This window comes from Bradyrhizobium sp. Unk1 (assembly GCF_059512345.1).
In genome coordinates, this window is sequence record NZ_JCAMOP010000012.1 from 115500 (window position 1) to 132792 (window position 17293).

At 63.2% G+C, this 17293-nt stretch carries 15 protein-coding genes and 1 pseudogene; 10 read left to right on the forward strand and 6 right to left on the reverse strand.

The window, feature by feature from the left end; all coding sequences use genetic code 11:
• Positions 1–24 precede the first annotated feature (24 nt).
• The 6 genes from AC5ZFO_RS17290 to napE form a co-directional block, all read right to left on the reverse strand.
• A complete protein-coding gene (locus AC5ZFO_RS17290) occupies positions 25–1140 on the reverse strand; it encodes an ATP-dependent DNA helicase (RefSeq protein ID WP_135216357.1) in 1116 nt (371 codons plus the stop codon).
• Positions 1141–1391: 251 nt separating this feature from the next.
• The gene (locus AC5ZFO_RS17295) at positions 1392–2045 is read right to left on the reverse strand and encodes a NapC/NirT family cytochrome c (protein WP_282525175.1); all 654 of its coding nucleotides are present in this window, start codon (positions 2043–2045) and stop codon (positions 1392–1394) included.
• Positions 2042–2512, reverse strand: coding sequence for a nitrate reductase cytochrome c-type subunit (locus AC5ZFO_RS17300; protein ID WP_496122253.1), 471 nt, complete (start codon positions 2510–2512; stop codon positions 2042–2044). The genes AC5ZFO_RS17295 and AC5ZFO_RS17300 overlap by 4 nt, the downstream gene beginning before the upstream one ends.
• Positions 2509–5022: a nitrate reductase catalytic subunit NapA gene (gene napA, locus AC5ZFO_RS17305; RefSeq protein ID WP_282525177.1), complete on the reverse strand. Its 2514-nt coding sequence runs from the start codon at positions 5020–5022 to the stop codon at positions 2509–2511. Before napA ends, AC5ZFO_RS17300 begins: the two co-directional genes overlap by 4 nt.
• A gap of 17 nt (positions 5023–5039) precedes the next feature.
• Positions 5040–5354 (reverse strand): chaperone NapD, encoded by a 315-nt coding sequence (locus AC5ZFO_RS17310; protein WP_282525178.1) that lies wholly within the window; start codon positions 5352–5354, stop codon positions 5040–5042.
• 26 nt (positions 5355–5380) lie between these two features.
• Positions 5381–5566: a periplasmic nitrate reductase, NapE protein gene (gene napE, locus AC5ZFO_RS17315; protein ID WP_027532529.1), complete on the reverse strand. Its 186-nt coding sequence runs from the start codon at positions 5564–5566 to the stop codon at positions 5381–5383.
• A 328-nt stretch (positions 5567–5894) separates the two neighbouring features.
• Between napE and AC5ZFO_RS17320 the strand changes: the two genes are divergently transcribed.
• The 10 genes and pseudogenes from AC5ZFO_RS17320 to AC5ZFO_RS17365 all read left to right on the forward strand — a co-directional run bounded on the left by AC5ZFO_RS17320 (position 5895) and on the right by AC5ZFO_RS17365 (position 17275).
• A complete protein-coding gene (locus tag AC5ZFO_RS17320) occupies positions 5895–6758 on the forward strand; it encodes a transglutaminase family protein (protein WP_282525179.1) in 864 nt (287 codons plus the stop codon).
• Positions 6759–6879: 121 nt separating this feature from the next.
• The gene (locus AC5ZFO_RS17325) at positions 6880–7128 is read left to right on the forward strand and encodes a hypothetical protein (RefSeq protein WP_166080580.1); all 249 of its coding nucleotides are present in this window, start codon (positions 6880–6882) and stop codon (positions 7126–7128) included.
• 385 nt (positions 7129–7513) lie between these two features.
• Positions 7514–8653, forward strand: a complete 1140-nt coding sequence (locus AC5ZFO_RS17330) for an AraC family transcriptional regulator (protein ID WP_282525240.1) — start codon at positions 7514–7516, stop codon at positions 8651–8653.
• 86 nt (positions 8654–8739) lie between these two features.
• Positions 8740–9978: an acyltransferase family protein gene (locus tag AC5ZFO_RS17335; protein ID WP_282525180.1), complete on the forward strand. Its 1239-nt coding sequence runs from the start codon at positions 8740–8742 to the stop codon at positions 9976–9978.
• A 56-nt stretch (positions 9979–10034) separates the two neighbouring features.
• A complete protein-coding gene (locus tag AC5ZFO_RS17340) occupies positions 10035–11240 on the forward strand; it encodes an LLM class flavin-dependent oxidoreductase (RefSeq protein ID WP_282525181.1) in 1206 nt (401 codons plus the stop codon).
• Positions 11241–11515: 275 nt separating this feature from the next.
• Complete coding sequence (locus AC5ZFO_RS17345; RefSeq protein ID WP_282525182.1) at positions 11516–12304, forward strand: helix-turn-helix transcriptional regulator; 789 nt, start codon at positions 11516–11518, stop codon at positions 12302–12304.
• Positions 12305–12468: 164 nt separating this feature from the next.
• Positions 12469–13350 carry a L,D-transpeptidase gene (locus tag AC5ZFO_RS17350; RefSeq protein WP_282525183.1) on the forward strand — a complete coding sequence of 294 codons (882 nt, stop codon included), beginning with the start codon at positions 12469–12471 and terminating at the stop codon, positions 13348–13350.
• A gap of 229 nt (positions 13351–13579) precedes the next feature.
• Positions 13580–14392 carry a hypothetical protein gene (locus AC5ZFO_RS17355; RefSeq protein WP_282525184.1) on the forward strand — a complete coding sequence of 271 codons (813 nt, stop codon included), beginning with the start codon at positions 13580–13582 and terminating at the stop codon, positions 14390–14392.
• A 248-nt stretch (positions 14393–14640) separates the two neighbouring features.
• The gene (locus AC5ZFO_RS17360) at positions 14641–15807 is read left to right on the forward strand and encodes a cytochrome P450 (protein WP_282525185.1); all 1167 of its coding nucleotides are present in this window, start codon (positions 14641–14643) and stop codon (positions 15805–15807) included.
• 517 nt (positions 15808–16324) lie between these two features.
• A pseudogene (locus AC5ZFO_RS17365) lies at positions 16325–17275 on the forward strand (sulfonate ABC transporter substrate-binding protein).
• The last annotated feature ends 18 nt before the right edge of the window (positions 17276–17293 follow it).

A 17293-nucleotide genomic window follows, 5' to 3' on the forward strand; every position in this document is an offset into this window, starting at 1 on the left:
GCCTTTGCCCACCCTACGGCAGCTTCAAACGACAATACTCAACCGCTTCGCCGCGCGCGTAATCCCCGTGTACAGCCACCGCGCCCGGCTATCCTGGAACGCAAAGCTCTCGTCGAACAGCACGACGTCGTCCCATTGCGAGCCCTGCGATTTGTGCACCGTCAGCACATAGCCGTAGTCGAACTCGTCATAGGGCTTGCGTTGCTCCCAGGCGATCGCCTCGACGCCGCCCTCGAAGCAGTCGGCGCGCACCGAGACCTTCGTCACCTTGTGCCCGAAGTCTTCATCCGGCGACAGCCGCATACTGAGGATGCGCGATTTCGAGCGCGAGGTGTTGCGCGATTTCACGCGCCACAGGCCGCCGTTGAACAGGCCCTTCTTGCGGTTGTTGCGCAGGCACACCAGCTTGTCGCCGGCGACCGGGAAGACGTCCTCGATGTTCTGGCGCTGGCGCACCCGCATGTTGTAGGCGCGGCGCGTGTTGTTGCGGCCGACCAGCACCTGGTCGGCGCCCATGACGCGGTCGGGATCGAGCTCTTTCCGCGACACCACCTCGCTCTCGCCGTAGCGGCCGATGTCGAGCTCGCGGCCCTCGCGGACGTCCATCGACATCCGCACGATCGGATCGTCCTGGGCCTGGCGGTGCACTTCGGTCAGCATCGCGTCGGGCTCGGTGTTCGTGAAGAAGCCGCCGCCCTGGATCGGCGGCAGCTGGGCGGGATCGCCCAGCACCAGCAGCGGGCAATCGAACGACATCAGGTCGCGGCCCAATTCGGCATCGACCATCGAGCATTCGTCGATCACGATCAGCTTGGCCTTGGAGGCCGGCGCGTCGTCCCACAGCTCGAAGCTCGGCTGCTCCTCGCCGGATTCGCGCGCGCGGTAGATCAGCGAGTGAATGGTGGAGGCCTCATCGCAACCCTTGTTGCGCATGACCAGCGCCGCCTTGCCGGTGAAGGCGGCGAACTTCACCTCGCCGTCGACGCCTTCGGCGATGTGCCGCGCCAGCGTGGTCTTGCCGGTGCCGGCAAAGCCGAACAGGCGGAACACCGGCGGCGTGCCGTTGCGGCCGGGTTTTGCCTTGAGCCAGTCGCCAACGGCTTTGAGCGCGGCATCCTGATGCGGGGTGAAAGTGGCCATGTCTGTCTTGAGGAAGGGGCGAAACGATGCGATTCGCCATCCCCCAAAACTAACCATTCGCCCCGCCGGTTCAAGCGCGGGACCACCGTTCCCTGCGGCCATCCTTCGAGACGCCCGCCTTTGGCGGGCCCTCAGGATGAGGACGGAGTGTGTGGCGCCGGTTTCAACAGGCCAGGATGCCGCTTAGCCTCATCCTGAGGAGGCTGCGAAGCAGCCGTCTCGAAGGACGAGGCGCTTGCTCAGGACCCGCCCTACTGCCACCCAGGCACGCCGCGCATGTCGGGCAGATGGTGGGCGATGCCCTTGTGGCAGTCGATGCAGGTCTTTTCCTTGGTGAACAGGAAGCGCTGGTGCGCCACCGAGGCCCGCGGCGACTGCTTGGTGATGTCCATGGAATCGGCGCTGTGGCAGTTGCGGCACTCCAGGGAATCGTTGGCCTTGAAACGCGCCCATTCGTGCGCGGCGAGCTCGAGCCGGTGATCCAAGAATTTCTCGCGGGTGTCGATGGTGCCGAAGATCTTGCCCCAGACCTCCTTGGAGGCCTGCATCTTGCGCGCGATCTTGTCGGTCCAGTTGTGCGGGACGTGGCAGTCCGGGCAGGTCGCGCGCACGCCGGAGCGGTTGGTGAAGTGGATGGTCGACTTCAGCTCGGCGAAGACGTTTTCGCGCATCTCGTGACAGCCGGTGCAGAACTTCTCGGTGTTGGTCAGTTCCAGCGCGGTGTTGAAGCCGCCCCAGAAGATCACGCCGGCCGCAAAGCCCGCGAGCACCAGCACGCCGAGCCCGAACACCGAGCTCGGCCGGATCAGCACCTGCCAGAGCTCTAGCGCGAAGTCCCAGCAGCGCAGGATAAAGCTACGCTTGGCTTCCACCTTTCCCTTGGGCTCGTCAGCAGCCGTCGTCATCGGCGGCCACCGGGGCTTGAGCGGGAGAGCAGCGTGTCGATGTCGATGAAATCGTTGCTCACCGGCGGCGTCGCGGTGTTCTGCGGCACGTGGCATTCCGTGCAGAAGAAGCGCCGCGGCGAGATCGAGGCCAGGAACTGGCCGTCGCGGTCCATGAAATGCGTGATCGAGACCATCGGCGCCTGTGATTCCGCGATGCGTGCCCGCGCATGGCAGGACAGGCATTTGTTACCGTTGAGGTCGATCTGGTAACCGTCGATGGTGTGCGGGATCACCGGCGGCTGCTCCGGGTAGTTGCGCACCTCTCTCTCGGACGTATTGCGGTTCGGCAGCATCGGCGGCGCCGCGCCCTCGTCATTGAGCGGGGCCGGGCCGCGCAGGCCTGAATTCACCGTCTGTGCGGTGAGAGAGCTCGCGCCCGCGGCGATCGCGACCGCGAGCAGGGCTATGCCAAATCGTTTCATCATGACAGGTTCACCCGCTCGATGCGCACGGCGCATTTCTTGTAATCGGTCTGCAGCGAGATCGGATCGGTGGCGTCCAGGGTCACCTTGTTGATCATCTTGGATTCGTCGAACCACGGCACGAACACGAGGCCACGTGGCGGCCGGTCGCGGCCGCGCGTCTCGACGCGGGCGCGGATGAAACCGCGGCGGGATTCCACCTTCACTTCGTCGCCGCGCCGGAGCTTGGCTTCCGACGCATCGTCGGGATGCATGAAGCAGACGGCCTCGGGGAACGCCTTGTAGAGCTCGGGCACGCGGCGCGTCATTGTGCCGGAATGCCAGTGCTCCAGCACGCGGCCGGTCGAGAGCCAGAACGGATATTCGCTGTCGGGCGATTCCGCCGGCGGCTCGTAGGGCAGAGCGAAGATGCGCGCTCTGCCGTCGGGATAGCCGTAGAACTGCACGTCGGTGCCCTGCTTGACGTAGGGATCGCTGCCCTCGCGGAAACGCCATTTGGTTTCCTGGCCGTTGACGACGGGCCAGCGCAGGCCGCGCTCGCGGTGATAGGCCTCGAACGGCGCGAGGTCGTGACCGTGGCCGCGGCCGAACGAGGCGTACTCTTCAAAGAGCCCCTTCTGCACGTAGAAGCCGAACGCCTTGGATTCCGTGTTGGCGTAGCCTTCCTCGATCTCCGAGGTCGGAAACTTGTCGACCTGGCCGTTCTTGTAGAGCACGTCGAACAGCGTCTTGCCGCGAACCTCCGGCTTCTTTGCGATCAGCTCCTCCGGCCAGACTTCCTCGATCTTGAAGCGTTTTGAAAATTCCATGAGCTGCCAGAGATCGGACCTGGCCTCGCCGGGCGCGTTGACGAGCTGGTGCCAGAACTGCGTGCGCCGCTCGGCATTGCCATAGGCGCCTTCCTTCTCCACCCACATTGCGGTCGGCAGGATCAGATCGGCGGCCAGCGCCGTCACCGACGGATAGGCGTCCGAGACCACGATGAAATTGTCGGGGTTGCGGAAGCCCGGATAGGTCTCCTCGTTGACGTTGGGACCGGCCTGGAGGTTGTTGTTGACCTGCACCCAATAGGCGTTGATCAGGCCGTCCTTCAGCATCCGGCTTTGCAGCACGGCGTGGGCGCCGTTCTTGTCGGGAATGGTGCCTTCCGGCAGCAGCCAGAGATGCTCGGCCTTGTCGCGGTGCGCCTTGTTTGTCACGACCATGTCGGCCGGCAGGCGGTGCGAGAAGGTGCCGACCTCGCGCGCGGTGCCGCAGGCCGAGGGCTGGCCGGTCAGCGAGAACGGGCTGTTGCCGGGCGAGGAGATCTTTCCGGTCAGGAGATGGATGTTGTAGACGAGGTTGTTGCACCAGACGCCGCGCGTGTGCTGGTTGAAGCCCATGGTCCAGAACGAGACCACTTTTGTCTTCGGATCGGCGTACAGCTCGGCGAGCGCCTCTAGCCGGTTCAGCGGCACGCCGGACATCTCGGCAGCTTTCTCAAGCGTGTAGTCCGAGACGAATTTTACGAATTCGTCATAGCTCATGTCGGTGGAGTCGTTGGCTTTGGCCGCACCGGTTGCTTTTTTCTGGAGCGGATGCTCGGGCCGCAATCCATAGCCAATGTCGGTCTGCCCGCGCCTGAAAATCGTATGCGCAGCGACGAAGTCCTTGTTGACGCGTCCGGTCTTGATGATGTGGTTGGCGATGGCGTTGAGGATGTAGAGGTCGGTCTGCGGCTTGAACACCATGCCGATGTCGGCGAGGTCGAACGAGCGGTGCTCGAAGGTCGAGAGCACGGCGACGCGGACATGCGGCGCGGACAGCCTGCGGTCGGCGAGGCGCGTCCACAGGATGGGGTGCATCTCCGCCATGTTGGAGCCCCACAGCACGAAGGCGTCGGTGGCCTCGATGTCGTCATAGCAGCCGGCCGGCTCGTCGATGCCGAAGGTGCGCATCATGCCGGCGACGGCGGAGGCCATGCAGTGGCGCGCATTGGGGTCGATGTTGTTGGTGCGGAAGCCGGCCTTGTAGAGCTTCGAGGCGGCGTAACCTTCCCAGATCGTCCACTGGCCGGAGCCGAACATGGCGAGACCGTTCGGCCCGCGCTTCTTCAGCGTCTCCTTCCACTTCACCTCCATGATGTCGAAGGCTTCGGTCCAGCTGATTGGCGTGAACTCGCCGTTCTTGTCGTACTTGCCGCCGGTCTTGCGCAGCATCGGCTGCGTCAGGCGGTCGTGGCCGTACATGATCTTGGAGAGGAAGTAGCCCTTGACGCAATTGAGGCCGCGATTGACCTCGGCCTTGATGTCGCCGTGGGTGGCGACGACGCGGTTGTCCTTGGTCGCGACCATCACGGAGCAGCCGGTGCCGCAGAAGCGGCAGGCGGCCTTGTCCCATTTCAGTTCGCTGTTGTCGCGCTCGGCGACGAGATTGGCGGCGAGCGCCGGTGCCGGCATGCCCGCAGCGGCGGCCGCGATCGCGGCGGCCTCGAGCTTCAGCATCTGGCGGCGGTCGAGCTTCGGCGATGTCATGATGGCTCTCCCGGCTCTTAGGCGGTTTCGATGGCGTGGAAGACCAGCGCCGCGGAATAGACGTTGGGCAGCGACTGGATGGTGTTGAGCAGGGTGCCGAGGCTGCCGGCATCCGGCGCTTCGGTCACCACGACGAGCTTGCCGCGGGCGTCGCGGCCGTGGATCTCGCAGCCGGGCATCGCGGCGATCTCGGCTTCCAGCTCATCCAGGTGCTCGGGGCGCGCCTGCACGATGATGCTGGCGATCTCGCAGCCTGGCGGCGCGACGACGCGGTCGGCGGTGAGCACCCGGCCGGTGATCAATGCGCGGCGGTTGAGTGTGGATTGGGCCATGATGCCTGTCTTTCGCTGTTCGGAGGTCAATGCGGGGAGGGTGGCGGGCCGGGAGGACCGGCGAACATCTGGTAGATCCAGACGCCGAGCCCGTATGAGCCGACCGTTCCGACCGCGAGGACGGGCATCACGACCGCGGTCAGGAACAGGAAAGCGAAAATCTCCATGCGCTTACGGCGCACGCGCGAAGTCGTGTCGTCAGGGGCCGACATATTCGGTCTCTCTGAAAGGTATAGGAATCGGGACGGCATCCGGGCCGTTGCCTTGCTGCAATTTAAATGGAGCAGGGCCGCTAACGCGTTGATCTGGATCAACCCGTCGACTTGACCGGATGTCGCGGCGCGGCCAACGGACCGTGCCGCGGCGCTCCGTGAGCGCGAGAGAAGCAAGCGGCAACGATCGTTACCCAAAAGCGAAGATGCTTTGCGGCTCGGGGGTCAGGCCGCATACATCTTCTCTTGCCTCGGAAATGCCCGCGACCTACTACCAGTGGTAGCGGGCGCCGCAACATCCATCGCTGCTACGTGGCGGGAGCTACATATGAGGCGAATCCGAATCATTCATAAGACCGAATATTTTTACAATCGGCCGGTCACCTTCGGCACTCATCGAGCCATGATGCGGCCTCGCGAGGGACATGACGTCCACATCGTGAGAGGGTCGGTCGATATCGAGCCGAACGCTGAAGTTCGCTGGTTGCGCGACAATTACGACAATGCCATCGCAGTCGTGACCTTTTTGGAATTATCCGACACGCTCAGGATCGCAAGCGAGGTCGACGTCGACCTTTACCACGACGACCCCATTGAATGGCGGATTGCGCCATTCGCCAGTTCATTTCCCTTCCAATATCCCCCGGAGGAGCAACTTGAGCTGACGGTGTATCGTCTCCCGAGCTATCTCTACGACGCGACCGCCCTGCTCGAATGGTTGCGCGATCTCTACAAACCCGGCCAGTTGATCGGCACGCTGGACCTTCTGAACAATTTGAATACTCACATCTACCGATCGTTCAAATACGTTTCCCGCGAGGCTCACGGGGTTCAATCACCCAACGAAACGCTGCGGCTCGGCAGCGGGACCTGTCGTGACTATGCCGTGTTCATGATGGAAGCTGCCCGCTACTGGGGATTTGGTGCGCGCTTTGTCACTGGCTACATCCAGATGGCCGAGGGACAACACGGCGCCACGCACGCCTGGACCGAGATCTATATCCCCGGAGCCGGGTGGCGCGGCTATGATCCCACCAACAACAAGATCGTCGGCAGTGAACACATACCCGTCGCCGTGACGCGCGAACAGGAAAGGGCCTCTCCGCTTTCCGGGACGTGGGATGGTCCGGCGGATGCATTCAGCCGGATGAACGTCTCGGTGCAAGTCATATCAATACCAGCATCGCCATGATCGTAGTCCACGGTCGATCACGGCAAGCGCGGGTTGGCGGCCAGTCGGTGTGTCCTTGATCCCTCGTCCGTCTTGTCATCATCATTTGAATTGAAGTCGGCGACTTCCATGGCAGGCATCCATGTTTGATCCGACGATTGTCTTGGTCCTTCTCGGGGCTGCGATCCTGATGTTCGCGATCAACAGGCCGCGCCTGGATGTGGTCGCACTGATCATGCTCCTTGCGCTCCCCTTCACCGGTGTCCTCACCATGAGCGAAGCATTGGCAGGTTTCAGCGATCCGAACATTGTGCTAACGTCGGCAACCCGAACCTCTCGGTCTGGATCGATGAGTACAAACTCGCGGACCGCGAATAACGGCTGCGCGTGACTGTCGCGAAGGAAATGCATGCCTCGCCGTATCCGTTTGCAATGACGGTGGGCTGGCTGCTTCGACTGCTTTCATGACGCCTGTGTCGTCGCCGGTTAACACGTTGGTGGTCGCCCCCGGACATTGCACGTTCGGTGACTTTGTGCGCATCGGCGTACCGTTTTCCCGGGTCGTCTTGATCGTCTGCACCTTGTTCGTGCCCTGGCTGTTGCCGCTCTGAACCGGGCAACGTCCTGAATTTGTTAAACGTGATTTGCTTCGCGATCTCGTCGGTCACCGCGGGGAGATTGGCGGGCCGGGACCACCGCCGCAATTTTGGATTGTGCCCGCGCAAGGGCGGTGCGAGAGTCTGATCTCGAACGGGGAAACGCGGATTGTGAACGCGATGGGGCTCTCGGCCATCGATCTCGGGCTTCGCGGCGCGGCGAGCGGCGTGTTCCTGTTGATCGTTCTCATGGTGCTGCAGCGTCGTGCCACCAATCAGCTCGCCTTGCTCGGCACGGCCATGGCCGCCGGCGGAGCGTTCTATGCGATCGTCACCGCGCCGGTCTTTCCCAAATCGTCATTGTGGTGGACGTTGCCGATCCTGTCCTCGCTGCCCGCCGTCTTCTGGTTGTGGGCGCGCGCGTCGTTCGACGACGATTTTGTGCTCCGGCGACGGCATGGCGTCCTGTGGCTGACCATCTTGGCCGTCGGATTTGCGGTGTCGCTTGGCTGGACGACCTGGCCCAACTTGGCCAGCGGTGGCAGCAAAGTCCTGTCGGCCGTGGCCGTGCTGCTGGCGCTCGCGGCCGCGGTCCAGACGGTCAAGACCTGGCGAGTCGATCTGGTCGCGCGGCGGCGCCGGCTGCGGCTGGCTGTGCTCGCGATCAATGTCGTGTTCATCGGGGTCGTGGCCGGAGCGGGCGTCGCCGCGGTCCCCGTCGCGGTTCCCGGCGAGCCCAGCAGTCTTCCGACCGCGATCAGCCTGTTCGTGTTGGCGATGCTCGCCGGCCTCGGCGTTTTGGACCTGCGGGCGATTGTCACCGTCAATGATGCCGCGGCGGCGATCGGACCCGGCGACACGGCCGGGCGACCGGTGACCGATCGTGCACCCACAGGGCGGGGCACGGCCGACCCCGTCCTGTTGCGGCGCCTCGACCATCTGATGACCGTGGAGCGAATCTACCGGCAGGAAGGTCTTGCGATCGGCGCGCTCGCGGCGCGGCTCGATGTTCCCGAGCACCGACTTCGCCAGGCCATCAACGAAGGGCTGGGTTATCGCAACTTCAACGCGTTCCTCAATCACTATCGCATCGAGGATGCCAAGCTGGCGCTGTCCGATGTGACGCAACGGGAGGTGCCGGTGCTGACCATCGCCATGGATGCAGGCTTCCAGTCGATCGGGCCTTTCAATCGCGCCTTCAAGGCCGAGACCGGCATGACGCCAACCGAATTCCGGCGCGAGGCGCTGAGCCGGCCGCAAACGGCGCCGGATGCCGACCGCTATTTCGAAATCGGCCAGCTGCGCCGAGAAATCGGCTAGCCGATTATGGGATTGGGCAAGAGAAACGTGACATGATCGGGCAGATTGCCGGAAACAAGCCTTTCACCAGCAAGCCGAGTCCGTCCATGTCCCGATCGACCGCCATCGCCCCCGCATCGGAACGGCTGCACGCGCTCGACGCGGTCAGGGGTTTTGCGCTGCTGCTCGGCATCGTCCTGCATGCGACCTTGTCGTTCGTGCCGGCCCCGACCAGGATCTGGATCATCCAGGACACCCATCAAAGCCTGGCCCTGGGCCTGCTGTTCTTCGTCATCCACGTCTTCCGGATGACGACCTTCTTCCTGATGGCGGGTTTCTTCGCCCGGATGAGTTTCCATCGCCGTGGGACCTTGGGCTTCTTGAGGGACAGGTTGCAGAGGATCGGACTGCCGCTCGTGATCGGCTGGCCGATCGTGTTTACGCCGATGGCTCTGGTCGTCATCTGGGCCGCGGGCTTTCCGAACGGCGGCCCAATCCCCGGCGCACCTCGCTGGCCGCCGGTGCTGCCGAATTTCCCGCTGACCCATCTCTGGTTTCTCTATGTGCTGCTGGAGCTTTATGTCGCCATGCTCCTGCTGCGCGGCGCAATTGTCTGGCTCGATGTATCAGGCACGCTGAGAACGGTTGTCGACCGCCTCTTTGCGCAGATCATGCAAAATCCGCTGGCGCCCCTGGTCCTGGCGATCCCGATCGGCATCGCGTTCAGCCTGGACCCACGGTGGATCAACGTGATGGGCGTGAGGACGCCGGATCAATCACTCATCACCAACGCGCAGGCCTGGATCGGTTTCGGCACCGCATTCGGCGTCGGCTGGTTGCTGCATCGTCAGACCGATCTACTGCGGATTTTGGAGCGACGCTGGCTGTGGAATCTCCTGCCGGCGCTCGGCCTCATTCTGATCAGTTTCGTGCTTGTCGGGGTGATGATGTCCGTGCCGGGTGCGCCGAAACTGCCGGTCAGCTTCGCCACGCTCAGGCTCGTCTCCGCCATCCTGTATGCGCCGGCGATATGGATCTCGACCTTCGCTGTCCTCGGCCTCGCGCTCCGCTTCATGTCCGGCTTCAGCCCGACCCGGCGCTACCTCGCTGATGCCTCCTACTGGCTCTATCTGATCCACATGCCGATCGTGATGGCGCTGCAGGTCGCGCTGTCGCAGCTCGACTGGCCCGGGCCGGCCAAGTTCGCCATCATTCTCGTCGTCGCGATTCTCCCGATGTTGGCGAGCTATCATCTGCTGGTGCGCTTCACCTTCATCGGCGTGGTGCTGAATGGCCGCCGCACCGAAAAGCGCGTTCTCCCGCGCGGCGGAATTGCGACCGCGTAGACAGCGCCTCCCCGCTCACTAAGATGAGCGCAACAAGAATAAGCGGGAGAGGCGTCATGAAGTTCGGCATCTTCTATGAGCTGCAGCTGCCACGGCCCTGGGTGGCCGGCGACGAGCTGAAGCTCTACCAGAACGCGCTCTCGCAGATGGAACTTGCCGATAAGCTCGGCTACGACCACGCCTGGGTCGTCGAGCATCACTTCCTCGAAGAGTACTCGCACTCACCCTCGCCGGAATCGTTCCTCGCCGCCGCCAGCCAGCGCACGAAAAACATCCGGCTCGGCCACGGCATCCTCCAGCTCACGACGAACCACCCGGCGCGCGTCGCCGAGCGCGTCGCGGTGCTCGACCTGCTCTCCAACGGCCGCTGCGAATTCGGCATGGGCGAGAGCGCCTCCATCACCGAGCTCACGCCGTTCGGCCGCGACATGGAGACGAAGAAGGAAGTGTTCGAGGAGGCCGTAGCCGCGATCTTCCCGATGTTCAGGGATGCCGGCTCCGAGCATCACGGCAAGTATTTCGACATCCCCTTGCGCAATGTCGTGCCGAAGCCGGTGCAGAAGCCGCATCCGCCTTTATGGATGGCCTGCTCGCAACTGCCGACCATCGAGCGCGCCGGCCGTCACGGCTTTGGCGCGCTCGGCTTCCAGTTCGTCAGCGCCGATGCCGCGCATGCCTGGGTGCACGCCTATTACAACGCGATGACCAAGCGGTTGCACAAGCTCGCCGACTACGAGATCAATCCGAACATGGCGCTGGTGTCGTTCTTCATGTGCGCGAAGACCGACGAGGAGGCGCGTGCGCGCGCCGACGGCGCTACCTTCTTCCAGTTCGCGCTGCGCTTCTACGGCGCCTCGCAGAACCGCCAGCGTCCCGCGCCCTACACCGTCAACATGTGGGACGAGTACAACAAGTGGAAGCGCGACAATCCGGAGGCGCAGGAGGCGGCGCTGCGCGGTGGCCTGATCGGCTCGCCCGAGACCATCCGCAAGAAGCTGAAGCGGTTCCAGTCCTCCCATATCGACCAGGTCATCCTGCTGAATCAAGCGGGCAAGAACAGCCACGAGCACATCTGCGAATCGCTCGAGCTGTTCGGCCGCGAGGTGATGCCGGAGTTCCAGAACGATCCCGTGCAGGCCGCCTGGAAGCAGGGCGTGATGAGCGGCGAGATCAAGCTGGAGGAGATCGACACCGAGGCGTTCACGGACCGTTACGGCAAGCTCGCGATCAACGTCGCGCCGGCGAAGGCCGCGGCGGGGTAGGGGTAGTCCCGCTGCGGCGGCATGGGCCCCGGCTCAGCAGCGCCATAGCGCGTCGAAGACGCGCGTAAACGCGCTTATGTCACGCTGCGCTGCGTCCGGGGCACGAGACCATCCTCTGCATCGACCAGCAACACTCTCGTGTCCGGACGCGCTGCAACGCGTAGCGTTGCTGCGCAGAGCCGGGACCCAGAAGCGGCAAAAGCCGCCGTCTCCGACTTCCTGCCAAATCCTCTTGCTGATATCTTCCGCCAAAAGAACTTTTGCGGAGGAAACCAATGCGGCCCCACGACATGGCCTCGACTCCAGCGGCGAACGACATCGCGCCGGCGGTGCTCGCCATCGGCCGACCTGATTTCCCGAATGTCCTCATCGACACACTGCGCCGGCAGGCCGGCGTCGGCCATTGCATGGTGTTCGCCCTGACGCGCACCGGCGCGGCCAGTTGCCTGCTCGATGCCGGCAACATCCCGATCGGCAGCGATCTCGGCGCGGCCTATGCCGGTCAGTTCCACGAATCCGATCCCAATCGTGATGCGCTGTTCGAAGGCGAGGGCAGCGCGCCGATCATGCTGCCGTCGTTCGCGCCGCGCATGTATGGCGCACGCTACCGGAAAATCTTCTTCAACGACTCTGACATCATCGACAAATGCGCCACTGCGATCTGGGTCGACGACACCTGCTTCTATGTCAACTTCTACCGCATCACGGCCCAGGGCCGCTTTGGCGACGCCGAGCGTGCGCGGCTTCAGGCCATTGCGCCCGCGATCAGCGCCAGCGTTGCGCGTCATTTCCAGCAGGCGGCCGCCGCGACGCCCGACCAGAACCTCGCCGCGTTGTTCGCAACGCGCGCGCCGCTCTCCGCGCTGACGCCGCGCGAGCAGGACGTCTGCCGCCGCATCCTGCTCGGCTTCAGCTCCGAGGCGATCTCGCGAGCGCTCGGCATCAGCCTGCATTCGACCCTGACCTACCGCAAGCGCGCCTATGAGCGGCTCGGCATCTCCTCGCAGAATGAACTGTTTTCGATCGTGCTGGGCTTGCTGGCGGGTCCGCGCGGTCTGAACTGAGGGGACACCAAGTCCGGAATGTCCATTTCCGAGAGCAAAGCGGATGCGTCGAACAAGAGTTCGGCGTTAACCACGACTAACGGTTCCAGTCTGAGCGGCATCGCTTCGAAGTTTCTTAAATTTTGCTGGGTACCTCTCTTGGGCATGGTGACCTGGGGAAAGACATGAGCAAGCGGGCCAAACGTAAGAAGGCAGAGGCCCTCGCAATACCCATGGCCGCGAGAGTTGCGATTGGCGCCGTGGCCGTCGCCGTCGTGGGGTATAGCTTGCTGTCTAGCCCGGCGGACGTGCAACCGATACGAAAGCCGTCCGCACAGCAGGCCCAGGCGTCGTCAACTCCGGTTTACGTGTCGACTCCAGTTCGTGCATCAGCGCCAGTTCCGGCTGCGATTCCGGTCCCGGCTCCGATCCCGGCCCCGGCGCCTCTGGTCGAACCACCCAAAGCCGACGCTGGCGTTCCCGGAGCACTTGTCCGGCAGGTGGTTGACTACGCCAGCCGTCAGGCGCCGGGCACCGTGATCATCGATACCGGAAACACATTCCTCTATTTCGTTCTGAACGACGCCCAAGCGATGCGCTACGGCATCGGTGTCGGCCGCGAAGGTTTCACATGGTCCGGTGAGCAGACTGTGGCCCGTAAGGCAGAATGGCCGGATTGGCATCCGCCTGTGGAGATGGTCTCGCGTCAGCCTTATCTGCCGCGGTTCATGGCGGGCGGTCCCGGCAATCCGCTCGGCGCCCGGGCGATGTATCTCGGCGAGACCGAATATCGCATTCACGGCACCAACAACCCCGCTACCATCGGGAAGAAGGTTTCGTCCGGCTGTATCCGGCTGACCAATGACGACGTCACGGATCTCTATGAGCGGGTGAAAGTCGGAGCGAAAGTGATCGTGCTTCCGGCAACGGCGGCACGTCGACCATCCCAGGGAGCGCCGGCCGACGCCGCTTTCCGGTTGCCGGACCCGGCATCGCCGTCGAAGCGGCCCCTGGCGGCTAACGCGCAGATGTTGTCACCTGGACCGAAGATCGCCGAGGTCCGGTAAGTCAGTGCTCCGTCCTCGGGCCGCAACTGAGGACAAGGAGGCATCCAGTTGTCGCCTTTAGGTCAGCTTGTGCCCCGGAGCGGCCCTCAGCACCGTCACGTACTGCAGATACCAGAGCTTAACCTTTGGTTGCTTACGTAGTCAGCTTCAATCAAACGAAAGGGACAACATTCGGCGCGAATCTTAGCTGCCGCAATGGTCTGGTCGCTCTGTTCAATCGGTGACGCTGGTGCTCAAGAAAGTGATCGCGGCGGCGCTGTTTTGCGGGGCGGCAGCAATGTCCGTTGTCCTCCTGGTGACGGATTGGCCTGTCCCGCATTCGCGCCGGACTGGGTATTTCGCCGTTACGACATCGGAAAAGTCGGACCTCTCCCACATCGACGAGTGGAATCGTGCAGCTAAAGCCAAGTATGGACCGGATGCGTCGACATCTGCGTCGATGTCTTCCCATGAGCTGACATGGGTCGCCCGTGTCGGAGACAAGGTGGTCGAAACACGTCCCTTTGGATTTTCCGTGTACGGCTTCCTTGGCGTGTTCATGGTGTCGAACGTGGAGAGCTTTCCGTTCGAGCTTTCGATCGAACCAAAAGATCCTGTTAAGCCGGGCAAGACCGTCGACAAGGTCAAGGCTAGCTTCGCGAAGACGGCCCCGGCGGAGGCGCTTGAATTTGGCAACCGTGAATGGCGGCCGGCTCACTGCCATTCCCCCAAACCACCTGAGTTCGGGTTTCCGTTGTACAGCTCAGACCTTGGTGTCGATACGAGTTCGATTTGCCTGATGCAGTCCGATGGAGGCCCGCATACTGCGTTGATCGGCTTTGCCCGTCTCGACGCCAGTTTCTGGGTGCGTCTGCTCTCTCGAAGAGTCTGCCGTATTCTGGCGACATCCTGGATCGAATCGATGATGTCGCAGCCGGATGTAAAGCGTCCCGACTATGTCGCCTGTATACTGGCAACGAAAGCCAGTGGCGCCAGCCGCGAGGTCGTGGCGGCTCGCTTCCTCGAGGTCCGCGATGACAAGACTCTGGCGGTCTTCGACTGAGTTCCGGTGACCGACGTCGCGTCTTGAACCCTCACGTTTTGACGTCCACTTATGGACCATAACGACCGTCGCTCCTGCGTTTGTCGATGTCCGCTGTTGTGGGCCATGCGGACCTCGCTATCGCGCCCGCGCGGATCAAGCTTATGAACACACGCCCCAATGCCGTCCGTCCCTATCGCTAGGGACAGACGCCGGCAGCAGAGTCCGGTAGTCTCGCCTGAAGCACACGAGGATCAGGGGAGACCGCCTTGAGCACCGCGCCGCGCATCGACATCGACCCTACAGCGTTCTGGGCCGATCCCTATCCGATGCTCGCAAAAATGCGTAAGGAGGCGCCGATCGCCTTCGTGCCGCAGCTCGGCTCGACGCTGCTTGCGAGCCGCGACGACATCTCGATCTCCGAGAAGCAGATCGACGTGTTCTCCTCGCACCAGCCCGCCGGCCTGATGAATCGGCTGATGGGCCACAACATGATGCGCAAGGATGGCGAGGCGCATCAAATCGAGCGGCGCGCGATGTTTCCGACGGTGTCGCCGAAGACGGTGAAGGCGCACTGGACCGCGCTGTTCCAGGCCCATGCCGACCGCATCATCGGTGCGATCGAGCCGGGGCGGATCGATTTTATGCGCGACTTCGCGCTGCCGTTTTCCGGCGAATGCCTGAAGTCGATCACCGGCCTCACCAATATCGGCTTCCAGGACATGGACGCGTGGTCGCAAGGCATGATCGAGGGCATCGCGAACTATGGCGGCGATCCCGCCGTCGAGGCGCGCTGCCATGCCGCGACGTCAGGCATCGATGCTGCGATCGACGACATCCTGCCCGTGATGCGCAAGCATCCCGATCAAAGTATCCTCGGCGTACTCCTCGCTGCGGGCATGCCGATGGAGAACGTGCGCGCAAATGTAAAACTCGCGATCTCTGGCGGCCAGAACGAGCCGCGCAAGGCGATCGCCGGCACGGTGTGGGCGCTGCTGAGCCATCCCGACCAGCTCGCTCTCGTGCGCAAGGGCGAGGTGTCCTGGCTCGAGGCGTTCGAGGAATACGCGCGCTGGATCTCGCCGATCGGCATGTCGCCGCGGCGCATCGCAAAGCCGTGGAGCATCCGCGACGTCTCGTTCGAGCTGGATGAGCGCGTGTTCCTGATGTTCGGCTCCGCTAATCGCGACGAGAAGCATTTTGAGCGCGCCGACCAGTTCGACGTGCGGCGTGACACCTCCAAGAGCGTCGCCTTCGGCGCGGGCCCGCATTTCTGCGCCGGCGCCTGGGCCTCGCGTGCGATGATCGCGGATGTCGCGCTGCCGACGGTGTTCGCGCGCGCCAAACAGCTCGAGATCGCCGATGACGAGCCGGTGCGGATCGGTGGCTGGGCGTTCCGCGGGCTGCAGAACCTGCCGGTGAGATGGTTGCATTAGCTTACAGGGCGCGCCGTCGCCACAAAGGCGTTGTCATCGCCCGCGAAAGCGGGCGATCCAGTACGCTGCGGCAGTCGTGTGAAGCATTGACGTCTCTGGGATACTGGATTCCCCGCTTTCGCGGGGAATGACAACGAGGTGGTGGATGGAGCTCTCCGTCACCACAGATCCTGTTCGCCACGGTGCCATCATGCGCCTGTTTTGCCCGACGTGTCAAACGAACTTCGGATAATACGTAAGTCATTGATCGGACTATCGTCGGCTACTGTGCATGGGGTTGTTTTCGACATTTTATGTTCCGGCGCTGGGAGCGTTGACCAGATCCACGCGGCTCTCACATTCGCGTGCGGAAAAAAATCCCTCTGCATGAGCGCGGCCGCTTGAAAGATTAATCATGCGCTTCGCCACACGCGCAGTGCTCGCATCGCTATTTTCCTTGGCGTCTCGACACTCTTCCCGCTCCGCACCATCATTCATCAGAAATGAATGACGGCCGCGTGTGGCCGGGAGTTTTGGAATGCAGCGTCGTGACTTCTTGAAATTGTCCGCTGGAACCGCAGTGGCGGCAGCGTTCGCCTCGCGCGCGAACGCGCAGGGCGCGGTGAAGGAAATTCGTATCGGCTACCAGAAGACAGGCGTGCTGGTTATCACGCGCCAGCAGGCTTCCTTGGAAAAGCATTTCAATCCGCAAGGCATCGACGTGAAATGGGTCGAGTTCTCCTCGGGCCCGCCGATGATGGAGGCGATGAACGTCGGTAGCGTCGATTTCGGCGCGGTCGGCGATTCCCCGCCGGTGTTCGCGCAGGCCGCGGGCGCCGCGATCGTCTATGCCGCGGGCCAGCCCATCACCAACGGCCAGGGCATCCTGGTGCCGAAGGATTCGCCGATCCGCTCCATCGCCGATCTGCAGGGCAAGCGCATCGGCTTCACCAAGGGGTCCAGCGCCCACAATGTCGTGGTGCAGACGCTGGAGAAGGCCGGTCTCACCTATGCCGACATCACCCCGGTCTATCTGACGCCGCCGGACGCGGGCCCTGCGTTTGCCAATGCCAGCATCGAGGCCTGGGCGATCTGGGATCCGTATTTCGCGATCGGCGAGACCAAACAGGGTGGCCGCATCCTGATCAATGCGCGCGAGGTCACCAAGACCAATTCCTTCTAGATCGCCAACCGCGAGTTCGCGAAGAATCACGGCGCCATCCTGCAGCAGATCGTCGACGTGACGACCGCGACCGGCAAATGGGCCGAACAGAATCGCGGCGAGGTCGCCAAATGGCTCGCCGCAGTCACCGGCGTCCCGCTGGACATCCAGACGGTCGCGGCCGACCGCGCGAACTTCGTGGTCGGCCCCGTCACCGACGACATCGTCGTGACCCAACAGGGCGTCGCCGACCGCTTCTACAAGCTCGGCCTGATCCCGAAGCCGATCGTCGTTCGCGACATCGTCTGGCGTAACCCGGCAGCCTGATCGTGCCGACCACTCTTC

Bases quoted from the DNA above. Each gene is read 5' to 3' on its own strand.
- AC5ZFO_RS17290 (WP_135216357.1), bottom strand. From the start codon at position 1,140: ATGGCCACTTTCACCCCGCATCAGGATGCCGCGCTCAAAGCCGTTGGC.
- AC5ZFO_RS17295 (WP_282525175.1), bottom strand. From the start codon at position 2,045: ATGACGACGGCTGCTGACGAGCCCAAGGGAAAGGTGGAAGCCAAGCGT.
- AC5ZFO_RS17300 (WP_496122253.1), bottom strand. From the start codon at position 2,512: ATGATGAAACGATTTGGCATAGCCCTGCTCGCGGTCGCGATCGCCGCG.
- napA (WP_282525177.1), bottom strand. From the start codon at position 5,022: ATGACATCGCCGAAGCTCGACCGCCGCCAGATGCTGAAGCTCGAGGCC.
- AC5ZFO_RS17310 (WP_282525178.1), bottom strand. From the start codon at position 5,354: ATGGCCCAATCCACACTCAACCGCCGCGCATTGATCACCGGCCGGGTG.
- napE (WP_027532529.1), bottom strand. From the start codon at position 5,566: ATGTCGGCCCCTGACGACACGACTTCGCGCGTGCGCCGTAAGCGCATG.
- AC5ZFO_RS17320 (WP_282525179.1), top strand. From the start codon at position 5,895: ATGAGGCGAATCCGAATCATTCATAAGACCGAATATTTTTACAATCGG.
- AC5ZFO_RS17325 (WP_166080580.1), top strand. From the start codon at position 6,880: ATGTTTGATCCGACGATTGTCTTGGTCCTTCTCGGGGCTGCGATCCTG.
- AC5ZFO_RS17330 (WP_282525240.1), top strand. From the start codon at position 7,514: ATGGGGCTCTCGGCCATCGATCTCGGGCTTCGCGGCGCGGCGAGCGGC.
- AC5ZFO_RS17335 (WP_282525180.1), top strand. From the start codon at position 8,740: ATGTCCCGATCGACCGCCATCGCCCCCGCATCGGAACGGCTGCACGCG.
- AC5ZFO_RS17340 (WP_282525181.1), top strand. From the start codon at position 10,035: ATGAAGTTCGGCATCTTCTATGAGCTGCAGCTGCCACGGCCCTGGGTG.
- AC5ZFO_RS17345 (WP_282525182.1), top strand. From the start codon at position 11,516: ATGCGGCCCCACGACATGGCCTCGACTCCAGCGGCGAACGACATCGCG.
- AC5ZFO_RS17350 (WP_282525183.1), top strand. From the start codon at position 12,469: ATGAGCAAGCGGGCCAAACGTAAGAAGGCAGAGGCCCTCGCAATACCC.